At 60.7% G+C, this 20,176-nt stretch carries 21 protein-coding genes and 1 pseudogene; 14 read left to right on the top strand and 8 right to left on the bottom strand.

Features of this window, described 5'->3' with window-relative positions; genetic code table 11:
- Nucleotides 1–193: 193 nt before the first annotated feature.
- A pseudogene (locus AC0L30_RS18030) lies at nucleotides 194–473 on the top strand (DNA -binding domain-containing protein).
- A gap of 6 nt (nucleotides 474–479) precedes the next feature.
- On the opposite strand, the gene AC0L30_RS18035 reads toward AC0L30_RS18030, so the two are convergent.
- The 3 genes from AC0L30_RS18035 to AC0L30_RS18045 form a co-directional block, all read right to left on the bottom strand.
- Nucleotides 480–1,628 carry an RHE_PE00001 family protein gene (locus AC0L30_RS18035; protein ID WP_473404852.1) on the bottom strand — a complete coding sequence of 383 codons (1,149 nt, stop codon included), beginning with the start codon at nucleotides 1,626–1,628 and terminating at the stop codon, nucleotides 480–482.
- Between the two features lie 231 nt (nucleotides 1,629–1,859).
- A complete protein-coding gene (locus tag AC0L30_RS18040; protein ID WP_473404853.1) occupies nucleotides 1,860–2,255 on the bottom strand; it encodes a type II toxin-antitoxin system VapC family toxin in 396 nt (131 codons plus the stop codon).
- The gene (locus AC0L30_RS18045; RefSeq protein ID WP_473404854.1) at nucleotides 2,255–2,500 is read right to left on the bottom strand and encodes a type II toxin-antitoxin system VapB family antitoxin; all 246 of its coding nucleotides are present in this window, start codon (nucleotides 2,498–2,500) and stop codon (nucleotides 2,255–2,257) included. The genes AC0L30_RS18040 and AC0L30_RS18045 overlap by 1 nt, the downstream gene beginning before the upstream one ends.
- A gap of 1,088 nt (nucleotides 2,501–3,588) precedes the next feature.
- Between AC0L30_RS18045 and AC0L30_RS18050 the strand changes: the two genes are divergently transcribed.
- The 5 genes from AC0L30_RS18050 (at nucleotide 3,589) to AC0L30_RS18070 (ending at nucleotide 8,436) form a co-directional block, all read left to right on the top strand.
- A complete protein-coding gene (locus AC0L30_RS18050; protein ID WP_473404855.1) occupies nucleotides 3,589–3,816 on the top strand; it encodes a hypothetical protein in 228 nt (75 codons plus the stop codon).
- Between the two features lie 488 nt (nucleotides 3,817–4,304).
- Nucleotides 4,305–5,519 (top strand): plasmid partitioning protein RepA, encoded by a 1,215-nt coding sequence (repA, locus tag AC0L30_RS18055; protein WP_009859460.1) that lies wholly within the window; start codon nucleotides 4,305–4,307, stop codon nucleotides 5,517–5,519.
- Complete coding sequence (gene repB / locus AC0L30_RS18060; protein ID WP_473404856.1) at nucleotides 5,516–6,535, top strand: plasmid partitioning protein RepB; 1,020 nt, start codon at nucleotides 5,516–5,518, stop codon at nucleotides 6,533–6,535. Before repA ends, repB begins: the two co-directional genes overlap by 4 nt.
- 197 nt (nucleotides 6,536–6,732) lie before the next feature.
- Entirely contained in the window at nucleotides 6,733–7,965 is a 1,233-nt protein-coding gene (gene repC, locus AC0L30_RS18065) for a plasmid replication protein RepC (protein ID WP_473404857.1), read from the top strand.
- A gap of 108 nt (nucleotides 7,966–8,073) precedes the next feature.
- The gene (locus AC0L30_RS18070; protein WP_473404858.1) at nucleotides 8,074–8,436 is read left to right on the top strand and encodes a hypothetical protein; all 363 of its coding nucleotides are present in this window, start codon (nucleotides 8,074–8,076) and stop codon (nucleotides 8,434–8,436) included.
- A gap of 199 nt (nucleotides 8,437–8,635) precedes the next feature.
- Here AC0L30_RS18070 and AC0L30_RS18075 read toward each other — a convergent pair whose 3' ends face one another.
- The gene (locus AC0L30_RS18075; protein ID WP_473404859.1) at nucleotides 8,636–8,836 is read right to left on the bottom strand and encodes a hypothetical protein; all 201 of its coding nucleotides are present in this window, start codon (nucleotides 8,834–8,836) and stop codon (nucleotides 8,636–8,638) included.
- 148 nt (nucleotides 8,837–8,984) lie between these two features.
- Between AC0L30_RS18075 and AC0L30_RS18080 the strand changes: the two genes are divergently transcribed.
- From AC0L30_RS18080 to AC0L30_RS18090, 3 genes are all read left to right on the top strand, one after another.
- Nucleotides 8,985–9,167: a hypothetical protein gene (locus AC0L30_RS18080; RefSeq protein WP_473404860.1), complete on the top strand. Its 183-nt coding sequence runs from the start codon at nucleotides 8,985–8,987 to the stop codon at nucleotides 9,165–9,167.
- A 712-nt stretch (nucleotides 9,168–9,879) separates the two neighbouring features.
- Entirely contained in the window at nucleotides 9,880–10,191 is a 312-nt protein-coding gene (locus tag AC0L30_RS18085) for a DUF736 domain-containing protein (protein WP_473404861.1), read from the top strand.
- Nucleotides 10,192–10,254: 63 nt separating this feature from the next.
- Nucleotides 10,255–10,398: a hypothetical protein gene (locus tag AC0L30_RS18090; protein WP_473404862.1), complete on the top strand. Its 144-nt coding sequence runs from the start codon at nucleotides 10,255–10,257 to the stop codon at nucleotides 10,396–10,398.
- An 18-nt stretch (nucleotides 10,399–10,416) separates the two neighbouring features.
- On the opposite strand, the gene AC0L30_RS18095 is transcribed toward AC0L30_RS18090, so the two are convergent.
- Both AC0L30_RS18095 and AC0L30_RS18100 read right to left on the bottom strand, forming a co-directional pair.
- Nucleotides 10,417–10,722, bottom strand: coding sequence for an HU family DNA-binding protein (locus AC0L30_RS18095; protein WP_473404884.1), 306 nt, complete (start codon nucleotides 10,720–10,722; stop codon nucleotides 10,417–10,419).
- Nucleotides 10,723–10,825: 103 nt separating this feature from the next.
- On the bottom strand, nucleotides 10,826–11,092 hold the full coding sequence (locus AC0L30_RS18100) for a WGR domain-containing protein (RefSeq protein WP_473404863.1): 267 nt from the start codon (nucleotides 11,090–11,092) through the stop codon (nucleotides 10,826–10,828).
- Nucleotides 11,093–11,694: 602 nt separating this feature from the next.
- Between AC0L30_RS18100 and AC0L30_RS18105 the strand changes: the two genes are divergently transcribed.
- From AC0L30_RS18105 to AC0L30_RS18120, 4 genes are all read left to right on the top strand, one after another.
- Nucleotides 11,695–12,456 carry a ParA family protein gene (locus AC0L30_RS18105; RefSeq protein ID WP_473404864.1) on the top strand — a complete coding sequence of 254 codons (762 nt, stop codon included), beginning with the start codon at nucleotides 11,695–11,697 and terminating at the stop codon, nucleotides 12,454–12,456.
- Nucleotides 12,446–13,423, top strand: coding sequence for a ParB/RepB/Spo0J family partition protein (locus tag AC0L30_RS18110; RefSeq protein WP_473404865.1), 978 nt, complete (start codon nucleotides 12,446–12,448; stop codon nucleotides 13,421–13,423). The genes AC0L30_RS18105 and AC0L30_RS18110 overlap by 11 nt, the downstream gene beginning before the upstream one ends.
- Before the next feature lie 418 nt (nucleotides 13,424–13,841).
- Nucleotides 13,842–14,360 carry a MobC family plasmid mobilization relaxosome protein gene (locus tag AC0L30_RS18115; protein ID WP_009859471.1) on the top strand — a complete coding sequence of 173 codons (519 nt, stop codon included), beginning with the start codon at nucleotides 13,842–13,844 and terminating at the stop codon, nucleotides 14,358–14,360.
- A complete protein-coding gene (locus tag AC0L30_RS18120) occupies nucleotides 14,357–15,430 on the top strand; it encodes a relaxase/mobilization nuclease domain-containing protein (protein WP_473404866.1) in 1,074 nt (357 codons plus the stop codon). The genes AC0L30_RS18115 and AC0L30_RS18120 overlap by 4 nt, the downstream gene beginning before the upstream one ends.
- Nucleotides 15,431–15,719: 289 nt before the next feature.
- Here AC0L30_RS18120 and AC0L30_RS18125 read toward each other — a convergent pair whose 3' ends face one another.
- Nucleotides 15,720–16,304 (bottom strand): hypothetical protein, encoded by a 585-nt coding sequence (locus AC0L30_RS18125; RefSeq protein WP_473404867.1) that lies wholly within the window; start codon nucleotides 16,302–16,304, stop codon nucleotides 15,720–15,722.
- A 918-nt stretch (nucleotides 16,305–17,222) separates the two neighbouring features.
- Between AC0L30_RS18125 and AC0L30_RS18130 the strand changes: the two genes are divergently transcribed.
- A complete protein-coding gene (locus AC0L30_RS18130; RefSeq protein ID WP_473404868.1) occupies nucleotides 17,223–19,205 on the top strand; it encodes a DUF2075 domain-containing protein in 1,983 nt (660 codons plus the stop codon).
- A 122-nt stretch (nucleotides 19,206–19,327) separates the two neighbouring features.
- On the opposite strand, the gene AC0L30_RS18135 is transcribed toward AC0L30_RS18130, so the two are convergent.
- On the bottom strand, nucleotides 19,328–20,128 hold the full coding sequence (locus tag AC0L30_RS18135; protein WP_473404869.1) for a class I SAM-dependent methyltransferase: 801 nt from the start codon (nucleotides 20,126–20,128) through the stop codon (nucleotides 19,328–19,330).
- Between the last annotated feature and the right edge of the window lie 48 nt (nucleotides 20,129–20,176).

Consider the following 20,176-nt stretch of genomic DNA (forward strand, 5'->3'; position numbering starts at 1 on the left):
AAGTCGTAGTCAGGCTACGATAACCCGGATCAAGCTAAGAGAACCCCAAGATCGGCCAGGAACTCGTCAGCTGCGGTTGGGCTGTGCTCGGTGATACCCGCCAGGTACCATGTGGTGCGCAATTCGGGTCTACTCACCGGAGCACGAACGCCTACTCTCCGCTGACAAGAAACCTTGCCGGCGAATACACCCCATGCAGAAGTCACCGCCCGATCCTCAATGTCGCCGATGCCGCGCCGACCGCGCCAATTCTGACCGGCTATGACGAGCAGCACCTCGTCACCTAACTCTGTCTGCTCGACGCCGCAGCCGATGGCGCCGACTGGAAAGAGGTCGCGCGGACCGTGCTGCATATTGACGTCGCGCGCGAGCCCGATCGGGCGCGCCGGGCGTGGGAAACCCATCTCGCTCGTGCCCGCTGGATCACCGAGCATGGCTATCGGGACCTGCTGCGGGGCGGGGCACCGCACTGAGGGCGCCTACAGAATCCCCCAGGCCCGATATCGTCCCCTGCCGGTCACCTCCCGAAGGTCAAGCTCGCCAACCAGGTCCTGAGCGGCGCGCGGCGTGATCTTAAGCTCCTTCGCGATCATACCGGCCGAGGCGATCGGCCGGGTCAGGATATAGTCGAGCAGCCCCGGCAGTTTTGACGTGGCGCGACGGCCAGCGAGTTTTCGGGCGAGCAGGGTTCGCTGGTTAAGCCAGCGGTCGTGGTCCTTGAGACCGGCCGCCGCGGCAGCGGTGATGGCCTCGAGTTGCACGGCGAGTCGCGCCGCCGCGTCGCGCGGCCGCCGGCGTTCGCGGGGAATGGCCTTCAGCCCGTCATGCAGGCAGGGCAGATGCCAGCGGGTCTTGGCCCGCGCGCGCAACACGCTGGCTGCCAGCAACCGGCCGAGCCAAGGCGTGTGCTGCAGCGGGGCGATGGCGTCCCAGGCCTCAGTGGCAAGCGCGGCCGCGAGCGTCGGCGGCAATATGCGGGCCTGCTCGACCACGGCGCGCCAGTCGTCGAGGCGCGCGTCCTCGTCCCAGTCGGGGTCGTAGACCAGCGGGTCCCGCTCGGACGGGGTGCGGCTCCCGCCGGCGAGTGTCCGTTCCGCCCTGGCATTCGCGGCGTCGGCCGCCGCGAGCGCGGCGGCCAGATGCGGGTCGGACTCGGTGCCGCCGAGCGGCCCCTCGAGATCGGCCTCGTCCTGGTCTCCGCTATCATCGCCCCCGACGAAGCCTCGCTCCGCTTCCTTCCGGGTGCCCCTCCCTGCCTCCCACTCGCCCTGCCCGCTACGGCCGCGCAGGCTGTCGAGCCCCGTCGGCGATGGTGCCCAATCCGGCTTCGCGTCGGCCATGCGGCGCCGGGTCCGTAGCACGGCGTGGGCGCGGGTGAGTTCGTGGGTTGGGGCGCGGATGTCCATGCCGGCGTCGTGGAGAACCAGATCTTCGAGGTGGACCAATTCGCCTTCCAGCCACAGACTGGCGCAGGCGTCAGTATAATGTGTGCGCGCAATCCAGCCGTCGCGGATCGGGCTCTTGGCCAGGCGTTCGTCGAGCCGGGCAAGCGCGTCCTCGGCGATGGCGAGTGGGCCGGCTAGCTGAGCCCAAGGCAGTGGATCGGGAATTGAGTAACCGTTTTGCAAGGTCTTGATAACCTTAACATGAATCGTTCAAACGGAAGCTATCACAGGAATAACTTCGGTCATAGCGACAGGCTGGTTCCCCGTGGCGATCGCTGTCAACAACCACTGCTTATCGATTGAGCAGGCCGTTAAAGCGCATCAGCGATCCGAGGGCCGCTGCCCGGTAAACTCCCTGCCCTGTCCGGACAGCCCCCTTCTTTCCGCGCGCCGCGGCCGCCCCAGCCGGGTCGCTTAGGCGGCTTCGATATCGGTTTGCGGAAAGTCACCGCCCTTGAACATCAAGGGCTGCCCCAGATGCCGGGCGCAAGCGTAGGCAAAACAGTCCCCGAAATTGAGGCTCGCCGGATGCCGGCCCTTGCCGAATCGGTCGAAGGCGTCGAGAGCGAGCCTTGCCGTTTCAGCCGGCACCGCGACAACGGCGATCTCCATCAGCGCCAAATACTCTTCGACCGCTTCGGCGGCGGCGCTGACCGAAAGATCCAGCACGCGCGCGACCGCGACCGCCGCCTCCCATACCGCCAACGGTGACGTCAGACGCGTTCCGGTCTGCTGCAGGCGAGCCAAAAGCTCTCGTGCCTCCTCCTCGTCGGTCAGGAGCGCGGTCAAAGCCGAACCGTCGATGAACATCAGGTGTCCTCATACAAATTGTCGCGGAACGCCTTATCGGCGGGCTGTCCCTTGGCGGCGTCGCCCCTCGCGCGTAGATCCCGGCAGAACTGGACGCCAAGGTCGACCAAAGACGGCTTGCCCTGCTCGCGCTCGAGCTCATGGGCGAGCGCCACGTGCACTGCTTCGGTGAGGCCGAGTTTCTTTAGCGAGGCCACCTTGCGAGCGAGCGCGTCGGTCTCAGGGTTCTTGATGTGGAAGGCCATGGCGAGCTCCTCTAGACCGCATCGTGTATACCTGTATATCATCACGGATACACCAATGGGAAGGGCCGGCCTCGTCGTTTGCGCCCCGAAGACGTGCGGCCTTCGTGACGTGTGAGGGCAATTTTTATGGTTAGTTGTTTATGAACACCTGCCCTCTCCCTCTCCCGGATGCTGCTTCCCTGAGGGCTGTCCTCGCAGATCATCTGGCCATCGGGACAATAATGACCATCCGACCCTCGCCCGCTCCTTCCCCGCTTTGATTCTGCGCGGCGCGGATCGACGTCGAGTACCGATGGGCTACCGATCGTGACTCGACTGGTGCGACGCGCCTTGGCGAATTGAAGCGGCTGACGACCGCAGGTCCAAAATTGTTGTCAGCTGACAACATCCATCCTTGGTAGGGCCTTGTTGTCAGCTGACAACAATCGCCCAGGCGGGTCGCTGCTGTCCGCCATGATCCAACGGCGTCCATGGGGCAGCTCGGTTTCGTTCGAGAGCCACGCAGCTCGATATCCGCGCCAGCACCCACCATCGAGAGATCGTATTCGTTCGACGGCCTTGCCGCTCGCCAAAAGGAGCTCCCCCACGCCGGGCGCCCTCCGATCAACCTCCCACCCCATTAGACCGGGCATTCAACCGCGAGCTCGGCCTGAACCTCGCCCAAGGTCCTGAATGCGTTCGCCTGCTTGGCCCCTTCCGCCGGTCCATTGTTGCGCCGGTCGATTCGAGTCAACAGGAGGTTCCCGCCTGGCGCTACGATGCGGGCTTTCGAGGAAAACCGTCCATATCCGGAAGCCTGGGCGATCTCGGCGCGCGATGGCGCGAATGGATCTGAAGGCCCGGCGTCGAGCCTCCCGGCTCAGCATTGATCCGCACCACGGCATGCCGGCCGAGGTGACGGCCCTTTGCCGTTCCTTCGCCGGATCGCACGCGCCCGGGCCGAAGCGATGATTGATGAGCTGCGACGCTCCTGCATTGCTGGAAAGGGCAGGAGGGTCCCGTTGCAGCGCCGAGCCCTGAGGTCGATGTCGCGGCTGGCGATCCGTCGGTGTGGCCACACGGCAGTGGAAGAGAAGGAGCCAGCGCGGATGACCTGGGATGTGTCTGGTCGGTTGCTTGCGACCTGTTCGTCCGGCCGGCCAGTGGCCCCCTGCGACGGTGCGGTTCTTCTGCTCGCCTGTTTTTGGGGCGAACTGCGGCGCAGCGAAGTGACGCGCCAGCCCCCGATCGACACCGGGAAGGTCCGGCGCGCCGCCGATCCAAGGGAGACGACATCGTCGCTTTACGGTGTTTTGCCATTCAGCGCGGGCGTCTGAGGCAGTTGTCGTGAACGAGGCGGGGGGAAGGTGCTTCTCGCGGGACCGCGGCGCTAGACGTTGGGCAATGGCGGGCAGGAGCCGACGGCTACATGCCGGCGCGATTCTCTAGAATTTGCCCTACATGACCTGAGATCAGAGCATTGAACGGAGGCTACAAGCCGGGGCGTGTCCCGTCGCCCGGACTCCAGCTGTGGCAGCACCGTTCAGCGCAGCGGTTGGCGAGCTACAAAATGACGCTCTGGGGACTCGTGAAGGCGAGCCGACTCACGCCATAGTCGAGGCTCATCCCATTCGCGCTGAGCCGTTGTTGTCAGCTGACAACAACAGGGCGGTGCACCAAAAAAAGGGCCCGCGCGCCGTTTGGCACGTCATCGAGCGTTAATAACTCGTTAACCCTTTAATTCTTGCTCAAATCACAGAATCGTGGCCATCTCTCAAGACGGAGACTAAGCGTCTGACGAGCAGAAACCGTCTTGAGAAGGCAAATGGCGATCTTAGCGGAAGATTCGGCTACCATGAGCGAGACTGCGTCTGCGCGGATCACTCGGCACGCGGGCATTCTTTCCGGCCAGCTTCGCTCGCTCGCGACAACTCTTTTCCCGCCTTCGGCGAGCAAGTCGCTCCGGTCGTTCACCTCTGGAGAGGTTGCGCGAATTGCGGGCGTGTCCGATGGGTACCTTCGGCAGCTCTCTCTTGACGGACTTGGACCGACCCCAGCGACAGGAACCGGGGGGCGACGGTCTTACACTCTGGGTCAGATTCATGAGTTGCGCGAGTATCTAGCCACTGCGCGGCCGCGCGAAGCAATGGAATTCCTTCCGCGCCGGCGCCCAGGCGACAAGCTCCAAATCATCACCGTCGCAAACTTCAAAGGCGGCTCCGCCAAGACGACGACGGCATTGTATCTGTCGCAATACCTCGCCCTTGCCGGCTTTCGGGTCCTCGCGATTGACCTCGATCCGCAAGCTTCGCTTTCAGCAATGTTCGGGTACCAACCCGAGTTTGACATTGGGGCGAACGAAACCCTGTACGGGGCCATCCGATATGACGAACATCGCCGGCCACTGCGCGAGATTGTCCGGCCGACCTATTTTGACGGGATAGGGCTCGTTCCAGGCAATCTCGAGCTTATGGAGTTTGAGCACACTACGCCCCGAGCAATGGTCGAGCGGCGAGAACGCGGACACGACCTGTTCTTTCGCCGCGTCGCCAGTGCCATCGACCAGGTTGCAGACGAATACGACGTCGTTGTTATCGACTGCCCACCCCAACTTGGTTACCTGACCATGGGCGCGCTAAACGCGGCGACCGCTATGCTCGTGACCATCCATCCGCAGATGGTCGATGTCGCATCCATGAGCCAATTTCTTCTCATGACGTCGGATCTCATGTCCGTCATCGAAGAAGCTGGCGGGCGCCTCGATCACGATTTCATCCGGTACGTCATCACGCGTCACGATCCCAATGACGTGCCTGAAGCTCAAATCGTGGCTCTCCTCCGCACCCTCTTTGGTTCAGATGTGCTCCAGGCGACTGTGTGGAAATCGACCGCGATCGCCAATGCTGGTCTCACCAAGCAATCACTTTATGAGCTGGAGCGCGGCGCCGTAGGGCGGGGCGCCTACGACCGGGCATTAGAATCGGTCGACGCGGTCAATGCCGAAATCGCGCAACTTCTTAAGAAGGTGTGGGGTCGATGAGCAAACGTACTGACACGATCAAGAGCCTTTTCACGGCCCCGCAATCAAGTGCGTTGTCAGCTGACAACATGCCCGCTGCCTTGCCGCGGGTCTCGTCGGGCTCGGTTCGCTCCTTGAAAGACTCTTTCTCGGAGGTTGAGAAAGAGAACGAGGAGCTTCGCGAAAGAATTGCATCTGGGGCTGTGATACTTGAAATCGACCCCTCGCTCGTCGATCCGTCACCGCTGGCCGACCGTTTTCGCGATCAGGATGATAGCTCGTTCGAAGCGCTCAAACAGTCGATCGCACAGCGTGGCCAAGAGGTGCCCATTCTCGTTCGGGAGCATCCTGAAGCGAAAGGGCGCTATCAGAGCGCCTATGGTCATCGCCGCGTCCGCGCCACGCGCGAACTAGGTATTTCCGTCAAAGCGATTCTGCGACCGTTGTCAGATGAAGCGCTTGTCGTGGCGCAAGGCCTCGAGAACGCACCGCGCGAAGATTTGAGTTTCATTGAGCGCGCCAGCTTCGCGATGCATATCGAGGATGCCGGGCATAGCCGCTCAATCGTGCAAGATGCGTTGTCGGTCGATCGGGCGGAGGCCTCGAAACTTCTTGCCGTGGCTCGATCGGTTCCTGCCGAGGTCATTCAAGCAATCGGGAAAGCTCCGAAAGTTGGCCGCGGCCGTTGGCAATCATTCGCTGAATTGATCAAGGATTCCGCGGCGCTCAAACGGGTCAGAGCGGCGATCGCCGAACCTAAATTTGCAGAGCGCGAAACCGACGCACGATTTCTTGCAGCATTCTCCGCAGCAACCCGTCCATCTCGCGGGGAGCCCTCGAAAGAGCCGGACGAGAAGCCGGTCTTTTCCGTGTCCGGGGAAAAGATTGCGCACGTGCGTCAGGCCGAGCGCGAATTGAAGCTTACCATCGACAAGAATGTCTCGACGACATTCGCGGCATTTCTTGTGGACCAACTCCCGGCCCTGTTCGACGCATTTTCCAAGAAGAGCAGTGGTCAGGAAAGTACCGAGGCCTGACGGTCTCGTCCCGTAAACACGAACCAGGAGCAGACAAGGCAAAAGAAAAAGGCCCCCGAAACGGAGTTCCGGAAGCCCTTCTCTTCAAGTTTGGCGACTGACAGAGAATCACTTTCGCGAATCGCAGTCAAGAGTTTCTACGCGATTTTATCGTCGTTTCGGCGAGCGGATTTTCTTTGCCCAACTGAGGCAAAGACATGCAGTCACACTCTCCAACGACGCCCTTTGGGCGGCGATCGCTGACGCTTGCCCATGTGGCAAGCCAGATGGTCGCAACGCAACGTCCACCCGAAAAGATCGTACACAAATGGAAGATCTTCCACGCCATCTGCACGGCACGGCCGCGCATTGGGGTGCCGGAGCGCTCGCTCTCGGTATTGAACGCACTCCTGACCTTTCATCCCGAGACCGCGCTGACAGGGGAGAATGACCTGATCGTCTTCCCCTCGAACCATCAGCTCGCTCGGCGAGCGCACGGCATGCCGGCATCGACGCTGCGACGCCACCTCGCTGTGCTGGTCGACGCGGGGCTAATCGTTCGGCGCGACAGTCCAAATGGCAAGCGATATGCGCGGAAGGACGATGCTGGCGAAATCGAGCTCGCGTTCGGCTTCGATCTGTCACCGCTCGTCGTGCGCTCGGAAGAGTTCGAGAGCCTGGCGGCCGATATCGAAGCCGAGGCCCGCGCACTCAAGCTCGTGCGTGAGCGGATTACACTGTGCCGGCGCGACATCGCGAAGATGATTGCAACTGGCATCGAGGAAGCCGTCCCGACGCGAAGGGGAGGGCAGGGGCCTGCCGATTGGCAGGTCGTGCACGCTGCCTTCCGCGCGATCGTCGATCAGATTCCGCGCACGGCGACGCGCCAGGAGCTCGAGCCGATCGCTGACGAGTTGTCGCAACTTGCTGACGATGTGCTCAATCTTCTGGAAGCACACATCAAATCCAAGAATCCGAGCGCCAATGAGTCCCATTCTGAGCGCCACATACAGAATTCAAATCCAGATGCCCTCATTGATCTTGAACCTGTCTCTCGAGAAGGCAGGGCGGCGGGAGCTGAGCCAAAGCCTCAACCATCGCGAGTCGGGGAGGGGGCGTATCCGTTAGGAATGGTCCTGAGTGCATGCCCGGACATCGTTGATTATGCGAAGGGTGGGATTTCGAACTGGCGCGATTTCCTGGCCACAGCGGCCGTTGTGCGATCGATGCTAGGGATCAGTCCGAGCGCCTGGGAGGAGGCTCAAAAGGTTATGGGCGAGGTGCCCGCAGCCATCGTCGTCGCGTGTATCCTGCAGCGGGGGACGGCGATCAATTCCGCCGGCGGTTATCTGCGCGGTCTGACGCGAAAAGCCGAGGTCGGCGAATTTTCGCTGGGCCCGATCCTGATGGCGCAGATCAATTCTCGCCGACGAGACAAGCAGCGGGCGTGAGGCGATGAGGCGCCGTTCCCAGACCTTGCCTTTTCGTGTGATCGAAATACCCGCACTGACCCGGCTTCTGCGCTGTGTCGATGCAAAGCCGTTCTCGGAGAGATCGTCATGGCAAAACACGCTCCAATCGTCCTCAGGCCATTTTTCCAGCCTCGTGATGAAGGCGCCGCGGAGGAACGGATGTACGTGGCGGGGTTCGCGGACGAGGCGGGCGAGGCCTGGGGGACGCTGATTCCGTTGGATGCGGAGATGGTCGAGCACGCCGTGCTGGGACAACAGACTTTCACTGTCTGGTGCAACTCCGACGGACGCATCCAACCGCAGCCGACCAGCGATAGCCTTTTTGAGGATCTTCTGGAGAAAGATCAATTGAAGGAGACGCCGCTCGATGAGCTCGTCGCCGCAGCCGTCGAGCAGGGCAAGAATGAACCCAATGATGACCATTCTCGATATGTTCGAGGCCCTGCATGAACGGCTGGTGCGGGCGGAGGGCATGGTCGCTGACGAGATCGCGCGGCGCAGGCGATGACTCCTCGCGCCGCAGTCAGCGCGGTTCAGTGCTGGAGGGCCAGCTTGTACTAACGCGAGCACCGCGACCGCGCGCGGCCGATACCCGGACCGGTCGATGAAAACATAGAAAACCGACGACCGGGCCGCGCTTCGACTACTCTTAAGCTTCGCCGGAGCCGGAAAACAGCACCGTCGGTGGCGTCGCGCGCGGCGGCGGGAGAGTCCGACCGCCCGGGGCTCCCGGTTTGCTTTTGAGATCGTATCGCTGGGCTAGGTCGAGTAGCCGCCGCTTGGTGAACGGGTCCGCGTACTCCGCCAGATCGCGCGCCCGCTGTGCGAAGCCCCTATAAAATTCTTCCACGACGCCACCCCCGCAACATCACTGAAAATCGGATTTCAACGTGAGACGCGCTCCGCGTCAAGCGGCCTGGTGCATGCCGACAATCTTCGGCGATTTACTTGTCCTCGCCGCGCACGGGGAACTAAGCTGGTCCCGGCAGGCAAAAATCATGACTCCGCTCTACCTCAGCCGGAAGCTGTGCCCGAAGTGCGGTAAGCCGATGACGGCCGTGCCCGACGACGTCGCGCCTGGCCGGCCGCGCTACCTCTGCGTGGTCTGCGAGGACGATCCGCTGCGCGATCCCACCGCCCGGAAGTGGGCGCAAAGCCCGCTGCGACCGCCGGCCAAATAACGTTCGAGTTCAAATCGAGTCCGGCAGCCGGATTGCTGCAGAGGCCGATTGTGCTCACAACCCTCTCCGACGATGTGGCGTGGCAACCCGAACGCCCGGCTTCGTTCCATCGCGCGTGCCGGCGGAATCGTCCCGGACTCGGAGGCCGGCACGTCCAGCGAGGCTAGTATCTGTTTCACGCCTCGCAGGGCCGTCGGTCGCATGGATGCGGAGGGCGGGGGTGCATCCACATGGCGAGTACGTAGCCAGCCTCGTTATCGATCTTGCGATCGCGAGTTCGACGGGTGCGCCGACGTTGCTAACAGCGACGGTTTCTATTGCGGGTGATGACGCGGCGCTTAGGTGGCCTGCTTAAGGTGAACTACGTTTCGTTGCGACGCCCGTTGCCTTGATGCGGATGGCCGAAGCGACTAGGCCGCCTGTCTTCATTCCGTGTGTTTTCGCGACGGGCGCACCCATCAGCGTCCTCGATAGAGGCTGGTCTGACCGAAGGCCGATCCCGCTTTGCGGGCTCTCGATCTTGTCCCTGCAACGTCCGTTCTCGACTTTCTTCCCCTGGCGCTGCGCACCATTCCTCGCGGTCCAACAAAGTCGCTGCCGGCCGCCCTCCATTTCATTTCGGCCCTTTGGGTGCAGGTCGATCGCCTCCGGTCTCACGACCGCCATCGAGGTCGCGATCGGCGCGGCCCGAGAAAACCAAGGGAATGCGACAATGGCTACCATCGGCACCTTCGCCTCCACGGGCAATGGCTTCTCCGGCGCGATCAAGACGCTCAACCTCAACGTCAAGGCCAAGCTGATCCGCGTCGACAACCCTTCCGACAAGGGACCGCACTTCCGCATCTACTCAGGCAACGTCGAGCTGGGCGCGGCCTGGCAGAAGACCGCCAAGGACACTGAGCGCGACTACCTCTCTGTCAAGCTGGACGATCCGAGCTTCCCGGCTCCGATCTACGCCACCCTGATCGAGGTCGAAGGTGCGGAAGGCCTCCAACTGATCTGGTCCCGGCCGAACCGGGACTGAAGCTCCAGAAAGTCGGCTCCGCCGCAAGGCGGGGCCCGCTTCCCTTCGACCGGAGACGCGATCATGACTGTCGACACCATTGAAGACCTGCGCGCCGAGCTGCGCGAATGCGTGTTCACGCCGGCGGAGCGCAAGGCGCTCGAACTCGAACTGGCCGAACTCATCCGCCGACGCAACGAAGCACTCGCAGCCGAGGAGGGGGCATAAGCCCCCTCGTCTTGCATCTTACGATGCACCGGCGTTACGGTCCGTTCCTCCGTTGAGACCGTCCTTGACCGCTGTAGCAGGCGTAGAGGTCAGCTTCCTGGAAGCTGCGATCGCAATCGTTGCCCCGGTCGACGGATTGCGGCCTTCACGAGCGGGGCTATCCTTGACCTTGAACTTGCCGAACCCGGGAAGGCTCGTCTCGCTTCCGCTCACGGCCGCATCAGCGATCGCCTTGAAAACGCTATCGACGATGGTTTTCGCCTGAGCCTTTGCCAGCTCGTTGTCGGTTGCGACCCTTTCGGCGATCTCATTGGCAGCCGTGATTGGATGAGCTCGGTGTTATTTCGATTTTGCTTCGTCTGATATCAACACCGTGGAATGGATAGAGCCGGCATCACAGGCAGAGCCGTAATCCTCGAAAAAATTGTCAGACTGTGACGGTTTTTCCGTCCGCGACAGCATAACCGCGCCTCTGCTTGGCACGCTCCAGGCGTACGAATACTTCGATCGCCTCCGAACTACCATCGAAGGTCTGCACCATGATCTTGCCACTCGTGCCGATCCGGCCCCAATTGCGGATCAGCGACATTTCTCCGAACAAGGTGGGCTGCGTGGATAGCGCATAAAACCGCCGCATATTGTGCGCCGCATCGATTCGGCGCAGATGAATCGGCTCTGGTTCGGGTTTCGGCACGGACAGATTCTCGCTTCCGAGGGAAGCGGCGTCCAATGAGTTTTATGAATCGCCCGGGCAGATCGATTCATTTTATCAATAGGTCCATTGCGCCGGAAAGGCCGCAACCCAGGTCCTATTGCCCGATTGAATCTCTCCTCGATGGAGACTTCGCCATCGGGACGCGCGCGTCGCGATGCCTGGCTTGCAATTGTGCCAGTCCTGATCACAACAGCCGCCCGTAATAGATCGGCTCTCAATTCGAAGCTTTCTGTGGCTCTTACAGCCTTGCCTGCTTTGGCGAGCCCCTTCAGGGACGGCTCTACTCGCGCCGCCGCGGCAACGCTCCCGGAGCCCCGAGTGGTCTCCGCGCCTCGCGTGACGATCCTCTCGCGACCTGTCGCGGAGCGACCCGCATCGAGCACATCCCGGTCTCGCGTCCCAGAAGTTCTCTCAATGGCGATCGGCTGACCTGACTCTTGTGGCAGGGGATTCGCCGGATGAATTCCGGGATCGTTCCGGTGATCGGATTCGCAATCGTCCGTTGGTTCAAACCAACACCCCCAGGACATGATTGGACGAGGACTGACTTCCGCGCTGTTAGATCCATTTCGGACCTTAAGATGAAGACCATTGTCATCAACAATCAAAAGGGCGGGGTCGGCAAGACGACGCTCGCGGTGCATTTGGCCTGGTTCATGGCGGAAGCGGATCTCCGCGTTCTCGTGATCGACGTTGATGCGCAGAGCAATGCGTCGGATACGTTGAGACACTACGCCGGTTCAACGTTAGCCGCGGATCTGTTCAAGCCGGGGATACGGGTCGTAGCTCGGGAAGACGAAGGCCTAACGCTCGCGCCGGCCGATAGCTCGCTGACTGATCTGGATCGCAGCGGTGCGGCCGCCATAACGACTCTGCAAGAGAACCTCGCTATCGCGTCGGATCAGTTCGACGCCTGCGTCATCGACACGCCGCCATCACTTGGACTGCGCAGTGTCGGCTGTTTGGTTGCGGCGTCGCATGTGCTCGCCCCCATCTATCTTGAGGATTATTCGATCAAGGGCGTCAAAGGTCTGATGCAGACCGTGATCGGCGTGCAGAGACGCTATGGCCGCCAAGATACGAAGTTCCTCGGGTTGCTGCCTTCGAACTTCAACACGAAATCGCCCCGTCAAAGGACCCATCTTGAGCAACTCTTGCGCGAGGCGGGCAAATATGTGTTCCCGGGCCAGATCGTTGCACGGGACGGCTACGCTGAGGCCGTGGCGGAACGTCTGCCGGTCTGGAAGCTGAAGCGCCGCTCTGCGCAGGAGGCTGGTCGGGAAATTCGCGATGTTCTCGCCAAGATCGTCGCGCAGATGGACGAGCCGGCACATGGCGCTTGATCTCAGCTTTAAGCAGCTCATCGACGCCGCGGAAGGCGGGGCCGCCACAATCGGACAACCGACTTGCATCGCCATCGATCGTATTGACGAAGATCCGGATCAGCCGCGTCGCAGCTTCGACGAACATAAGCTCGAGGAGCTTGCGGAATCAATCCGTCAGCATGGCGTGTTGCAACCGGTCGTGCTGCGGCAAGCGGCCGAGAACGGCCGGTACATGATCATCATGGGTGCGAGGCGGTATCGTGCTGCCAAGCGCGCCGGGCTCCGTGACATCCCGGCTTTCATTCATGCCGTTGGGTCTGCGGATCGTTATGTTCAGATGATCGAGAATATCCAGCGCGATGAGCTCAATGCCCCCGAAATTGCGGCGTTCATCGCGGGCCGCTTGGAGCAGGGTGACAACCAAGCGGACATCTCGCGCAAGCTCGGCAAGCCGAGGGACTGGGTGTCTCGTTACGCATCGGTCCAGAGCATGCCGGAGTTCCTCCAGTCGAAGCTTGCGGGCTCATCAATCCGTGCTGTGTATGAATTGTACCAGGCTTGGCGTGAGCAGCCCAACGCCGTCGAGACCTTATGCGCAGTACAGGAGAGCTTCACCGACGCACACGCCCGTCAGCTGGCTCGCAAAATTCGCACCGAGGGCCGCTCCCCTGCTGTCGGCGAGGGGCCCTCTGGCGATCAACAACCGCGAAGCCCGATCGCACCGCAAGTGGAATTGCGACGCATGGAGAGAGACCGCGTCACGGCGATCGCGGAAAAGCCCCCCAGCTCTTCGGTCGATCGGAACGCGCGCATGAGCACATCACTGACGATCAGGGTGCGTCACCAAAATCGCACTGGCTGCCTTCTGGTCGATCGTCTCGCGTCTCAAGGATCACGGCATGCCGTGCTGCTGATCGATGGTGCAGAAGTAGCAGAAGAGGTTCCGGCATCGACGGTCACAATTGAAGAGATCCTGTTCGCATGAAGCTTGTCTTAGATAGCCTCCTCAGAAAAATTGCCGCCGTTGGTGCGCCGGCGGAGCGGATTTCTCATCCGAAGGATGGCGCGTTAGCGCAGCAGCCGGAGGCCGAACGCGCCCCCCACAGCGCTGTAGAGAGGCCGGAGGCTGCTGGAAAGCCGCGGTCCACATATTCGGTGCCACTATTGCCGATCTGTACGCGCCGTGGCGAACAAGGATTAGGGCCGACGGCTGCGTCATTCCCGGAGCAATTCTCCGCACCCATCGCCGGCTGGGATGGATCCCACTGGCAGCAACTCCCGAGCTTTGAATGCCGAGCCTGTTGGTTTGGACCAACGTGGAGGGCGTGGAAGGATTCGCGTTTTCTAGTGCAGGATAGGCTTTGCGCCAGCGATGTATTACATCGCGATTGGGATTGGAGTGCATGGCTCTGATCTCGCTTCGTGTCTCTGACGAAGTCGCGGCTGAGTTCTCAGTTCTTGCCGCGGCTCAGGGCGGCAAATCCGCACTGCTGCGACGTCTCATTGCTGAAGCGCTAGCTGCACCAGCGCCGCGCATCTCGGCCTTGCCGGTCGGACGGCCGCAGAAGGTGACGGTACGATTCCGCGAGAGCGAGATGCGGCAGCTCGCCGAAGTGTCACATGAGCGTGGGATGACGCGAACCGGCTGGATTGTCGCGCTGGTGCGTTCGCGATTGGGGTCACCCGTGCAGCATTCCCCGAACGAGCATGATGCGCTTCGCGCGATCGTTCGTGAGCTCAACCGGATAGGCGGCAACATCAACCAGATCGCGCGGGCCGCAAACACCAGTGTGCAGCAGGGCAGGGCGGTTGAGCCGGATATATCCGTACTTCGAGAGGCCAAAGTGGTGATTGAAACAGAGCTTGCGCGACTCCGTAGTGCGCTGCACGGCAATGCGGATTATTGGGATGGGCGGCGATGAGGCGGCGCCACTCGCCGCGGCCGACCGACCTGGCTTCCGAACTTCCGCCGATCTCGTATGTCTGGGAAACGCCCAATCGGCGCCCACGCCGGGCGGAGTGGGATATTCCCGATCCGGCAGCGCCCGGCCGCCTTACGCCGGCGATGCGGGCAAAGCTCGAACGCATCGTGCGCCGAGCACCAGAGGTGATGGTCAAGATCACCGGTCGCACAAAGGGCGTGGCGCATCTCAAGTCGCACCTGGCATACATCACGCGAAACGGCGAGCTCGACGCGGAAACAGAGCAGGGCGCGGCGCTGACGGGTCGTTCCGGATTGAAAGATCTGCAGCAACGCTGGGAGGATGACGCAGGTCTCGATGACAAGCGCCGCCGCGATGGATCGCTTTCGATCAACATCATTCTGTCGATGCCGGCTGGTACCGATGCGGTCGCTGTTAAGGATTCAGCCCGGGCATTTGCCAACGAGACGTTCGGCTACAGTCACGATTACGTCTTCGTTCAGCACCTCGATGATAAGCATCCCCATGTGCATTTGACCGTTCGGTCGCTGGACTACGATGGCAAGCGCCTCAACCCGCGGAAGGCGGATCTTCAAACCTGGCGGGAACGGTTTGCTGGCGAACTTCGCCTTCGCGGGATTGCAGCGGAGGCAACGCCGCGGCGGACCCGCGGGCGGGTTCGAAAGGCCGATCGCGGCGCGGTTCTCGCTTTACGCAAGCGAACGGTCACACCCGATGTCGATCGGCTCGCCCGTAAAGAGGTGCTTTCGGAGGTGAAAGCTGGCAAGGCTGCCAAAGACCCTTGGGACGAGCAAATTAAGTCACGCCAGGACGCGATCAGGCGACGATACCTCGAGTATGCCGCCGAGCTTCAGCGCTCTGAAGTGGCAGCAGATCACGAGCTAGCGAAACAGATACGGCAATTCGTCAAAGATATGCCCTCTGTCAAAACCCGCCGGCATGTATTGAAAAGCGAGCTCTCCGAGCTCGCTAGTAGCCGGCGCCGCGGCGCAGAGCTGGGCGGAGATGACGTGCACGATCACAAGCGAGATGATGAGCGGACAAGATAATGGGACCTCGATGATCAGATACCCTTCGAGCTAAATTGGACATCCGCAAAGTATCTGACGTGGGGACGAATCCCCTTACAGATCAATCGTAACTCATTTTTCCACACTTGGCCGATCGAGTTTCGATATGGGACCCCTCATTGATCCAGTGGATCAATAATGCAAACATCAGGGGTAGACCCGCTGACTCTTAATCAGCGGGTCCCAGGTTCGAGCCCTGGTGCGCCCACCAAACAAAACAAGCACTTAGAGAATGTGAGCGTTGTCATTCCGACAAGCGCTACTCCACTCATTCCGACAAATTCCCCTTCTTTGTTCGTGCTTCAAGACGTTTGCGCGCTCCTGCGCGCTGTTGATCGGGAGTTTCTTGCGCGTACCGGATCATGGTGCCCGCATTTTTGTGACCGCTCAACGAGCGGAGTTGAGCTTCCGTCAGACCAGCGTTGGCCCCCTCGACATTGCCGCCGTGCCGGATGCCCATGAACTTCACGTTCTCATCGATGCCCGCGAGCTGCCTGATTTTTGCGATGCTGTGGCGAAAGTAATCTGGCTGCCAGGGTAGGTGAACTTTGCGAGTTCGATCGAGCGCCTCGCGCGTCACAATGAGCGTGCCCAAGCGTGGCATACGGTCCAGTCGAGACGTCAATTCCGGGAAAAGCTCGGTGCCGTCGTCGTCGTAGAGCGGCAGGTCGTGCAGAACTTTCGTCTTGTGATGAAAGATCCTGACACAATGTGGCGCGTCGGCCGGCTTGTAGTGGCTCCAGCCGAGACGGCCGAGAATATCGACCTGACGTTGGAGCCAGTTGAACGCGATAAGTGCCGCAGTGCCAATCGATGGCATGCCCGCTTTGTCTGCGGCCTCGACAAATTTCATAAGTTCAGAGTGGCTGACGGGGCGCGTTCGCTTCGCTGAGTAAGAGATTTCCATCTTCGAAAATGGATTTTGAGCGGGCACAATGGTGGGGTGGGATCGGTAAGCGACAGACCAAGCGCGTCTACCCTCGCCTGGCTCGCCGACTATGGCTTCCACCTTCTCACTTGGCCGGGTGAAATGTTCCGGAGGAGTATCGAACAATTGCCTTACAGACAGGCGGCCGGATACGCTGTTTTAATCGACAAGTTCGAGCGCGAGGCCGTTCCAAATCTCCTGGTAGAAGACGAGGACGACAAAGAGCGCCGCTTCACGAGTCACGAAAACAGGCAGCATACGCTGTGGACTTGCTATCCGAATGAATGAGAATGAGTGCAGCTAGGGCGAGGCTGCCTTCAAAGCCAAGTCACAGCGCTGGCCGCCATTGCCCGCTACGTGTAGATACTTTTTATTTTGGATCTTCTTCCTGGTCGTCGGCCGGAGCGACTTCGGGCATGTCCTTGGGAGTGTCTTTATCGTCGCCGTCGTCGATACCGAGAAAGGCATCTGCAACGCGCCGCCTGTTGCGGCATGGTCGCACCGCTTACAGAGCGCCAGCCAGGGCGCGCAGCTATGCGGCTTAAACCCTCAATAGAACCTTTAGGAGATGCGCGCTATGCGACGTCGGACAAATACTCAAACTTGATCATCGCAAGTTCGATCGTCGCGTCCCGTGTTAAGACCTATCGTCTCGACGTCAAGCATGACGCCGATCTTCATCGCTTGCCCAGCGCTGGGAGCGAATTCAGCTCGAGGCACAAGCCTTCGGAGCACGCGATAGTCGGGGGATTGGGCCAGGACCTCCGCCATCATGGCTAGATCGGTGCGATCTGATGAAATAGGGTCAAGCATAGGTTATGCCGGAGGCTCGTAGCTTTCACTATGAATGGGTCATTCTACTCTAGCTCGGTCGAGGATCTAGTCGATCAGGGTGCTGAGTCTATCCTTGGACATCTTGCCAAAAATAATCCGTTCGCATTGGATGCGCTGCAGCGCAATGCGTGGCTCGAACAAATCCATATTGTTCAGTCGCAGTTAGTCGGGCTCGACGGCTGGATTGCTTTTGAATTTTCTATCCCGCGCATGGGCAGGCGTGCCGACCTGGTGGTGACTGCCGCCGGAATCGTCTTTGTGGTTGAGTTCAAGGTCGGCGCGAGCGAGTTCGACGCGGCGGCGTTTGACCAGGTGGTCGACTATGCCCTCGATCTGAAGAATTTTCACGCGGGTAGTCACGGCCGGCGCATCGTTCCTCTCGTTGTCGCAACCGCGGCAAACGGATTGCCCCAAAGACTGGCCTGGGGAAGCGACGGAGTCGCGAGCCCGCTTCGATCGAACGGAGATAATCTCCGCGGAATCGTCGACGCGGTCGTGGCACAGACTCCGCGGCAACCAGAGCTCGACGGCGCGCAATGGGCCCGTAGCGGTTACAAGCCGACACCAACCATCGTCGAAGCGGCCCAGGCTTTATACCGAGGGCATCGGGTCGAAGACATCACGCGTTCTGACGCTGGTGCGAAGAACCTGAGCCAAACAGCGGCATGCCTTGCCGACATTATCGAGAAAGCTAAAGCACAACGACAAAAGGCGATTTGCTTTGTGACGGGAGTGCCAGGGGCTGGAAAAACATTGGCTGGCCTCAATCTGGTAACGCTGCGGACCAAGGCTCATGAAGATGAGCATGCCGTCTTTTTGTCCGGCAACGGTCCGCTAGTAGACGTGCTGCGGGAGGCCCTCGCTCGCGATGAGCTTGCCCAGCTGAGAGAGCGAGGAGAAAAGAGCAAGAAGTCTGATGCTGCTCGAAAAGTTAAGAGCTTCGTTCAAAACATTATGCATTTCCGGGATAGCAATCTGATTACGACGGAGCCCCCGGTTGAGCGGGTTGCGGTATTTGATGAGGCGCAGCGTGCTTGGGATGCGAAGCATCTCGCCAGCTTTATGAAGCAGAAGAAGGGGCACCCGGACTTTGAGATGTCCGAACCGGAGTTCCTTATCAGCGTCATGGACCGACATGACGACTGGTGCACAATCATTTGCCTGGTTGGAGGTGGGCAGGAGATCAATGCCGGCGAGGCAGGATTGACTGAATGGTTCGCGGCGCTCAAACGCAGCTTTCGAGATTGGAAGGTGTACACATCCGAACAACTGGCACATCGCGATTATCGTTGGGGGCAGGATCTGCCCGCATTGCTGGAAGGCCTTGATAGCCAGTCGCTGCCTGCGCTTCATCTGGGAGTGTCGGTCCGGTCCTTTCGGGCCGAGAAACTTTCCGAGTTTGTCGGTGCCGTGGTCGCCGGTGAAGCGAAGGAAGCGAGAGCGCTTTATCAAGTAATCAAAGCGACCTATCCAATCGTCCTGACGAGAGAATTGGCGCAGGCGCGGAAGTGGCTGCGCAATCAGGCGAGAGGGTCGGAGCGGGTCGGATTGGTCGCGTCATCTGGTGCATCGCGTCTGAAGCCGGAAGGGGTCAATGTTCACGAAAAGATCGATGCAACGACCTGGTTTTTGAATGGACGAGATGACGTTCGATCCTCCTATTACATGGAAGATCCGGCGACTGAGTTTGATATTCAGGGCCTCGAGCTTGATTGGGTTGGCGTCTGTTGGGATGCCGACTTTCGGGCAGTCGACAGCAAATGGCAGTCGTTCCGCTTTTCAGGAACGCGATGGCAGAACGTCAACGACCACAGCCGAAGGGTCTATTTGGCAAATGCCTATCGGGTCCTGCTCACACGCGCCAGGCAGGGGATGATCATCTACGTCCCTAGGGGCGATTTTGCTGACGCAACGCGTCCACCATCCTTCTACGATGGAACGATCGCGTTTCTAGCGGAGTGTGGCGTGCCTTTGCTGACAGAAGGCAACTAGGCGCGGGTTGCGGCTCGGCGCCGTCGGTCGTTGGCCGACTTCTTCCGTAACATCTCATATCCGAATGATGTCCGGCGCGATTTCGGGTTCAGAACTCGGAAGAGACGGCTCTGACCGTCGAGTTAAGGAACGATGCCGCGGCAGGCACACGCGACGTTTGCAAAGGACCTCGGGCCATCGGGCCGGCCAGCCTCGTAGGCATCGCGGACGGCGGCGTCGGTGCGTGCTCGTTCCGCAGCGTCGAGCGCTGCCACATACTTGCCGAGCGGCCCTTCGCCAGCGGCAATCGGCGCCCAATAGTCGGCAAAGTTTTGGTAGTCCATGCGGATCATCAGTTCCATTTCCGCAATGTCCGCGAGACCCTGTTCGGCAAAAGTCCGTCTCAGTTCGCCCGGCTGCATCATTGGTTGAAAGCAATAGCGACTGCGCAGCTGGCGCCCGCTTTCACCAAGTGCTGCCACCGTGTCGACCATCATGCGCATGCCGGGCATGCCGCCGAGATGATCCCACACCGCTGCCGCGACCACGCCGCCCGACCGAACGACGCGGCACATCTCGGCTACTGCCTTGCCGGCTTCGGGAACGAAGTGGAGTACGAGAAGCGCCAGAGCGCGGTCGAACGTGCCGCCCTCGAAGGGCAGCGCGCAGGCATCCGCCTGTCGGACGTTTATTCGCGGGTTTGTGTTGCGCCGGATCACTTCCTCGACGAAGACTGGTGAATAGTCGACCGCGGCAATCTCGGCGAGGTCGGCGGCTTCAGCGAGCGCGAAGGTCAAGCTCCCGGTACCGCAGCCGACGTCGAGAATCCTTTCGCCGTCGGAAACCTCTGTGAAGTCGATGAATTGCCGCGCGAGTCTTCGGCTCCAGCGGCCCATGAGCTGCTCATAGCCCGCGGCGTTGTGGACGTTGAATTCCGAGGCCATCGAAGTCTCCGTGCGCTCCCAAATGGGTGGCTACCAAGCAGCTAAAAG

Source organism: Bradyrhizobium sp. MI1.11, assembly GCF_055811255.1.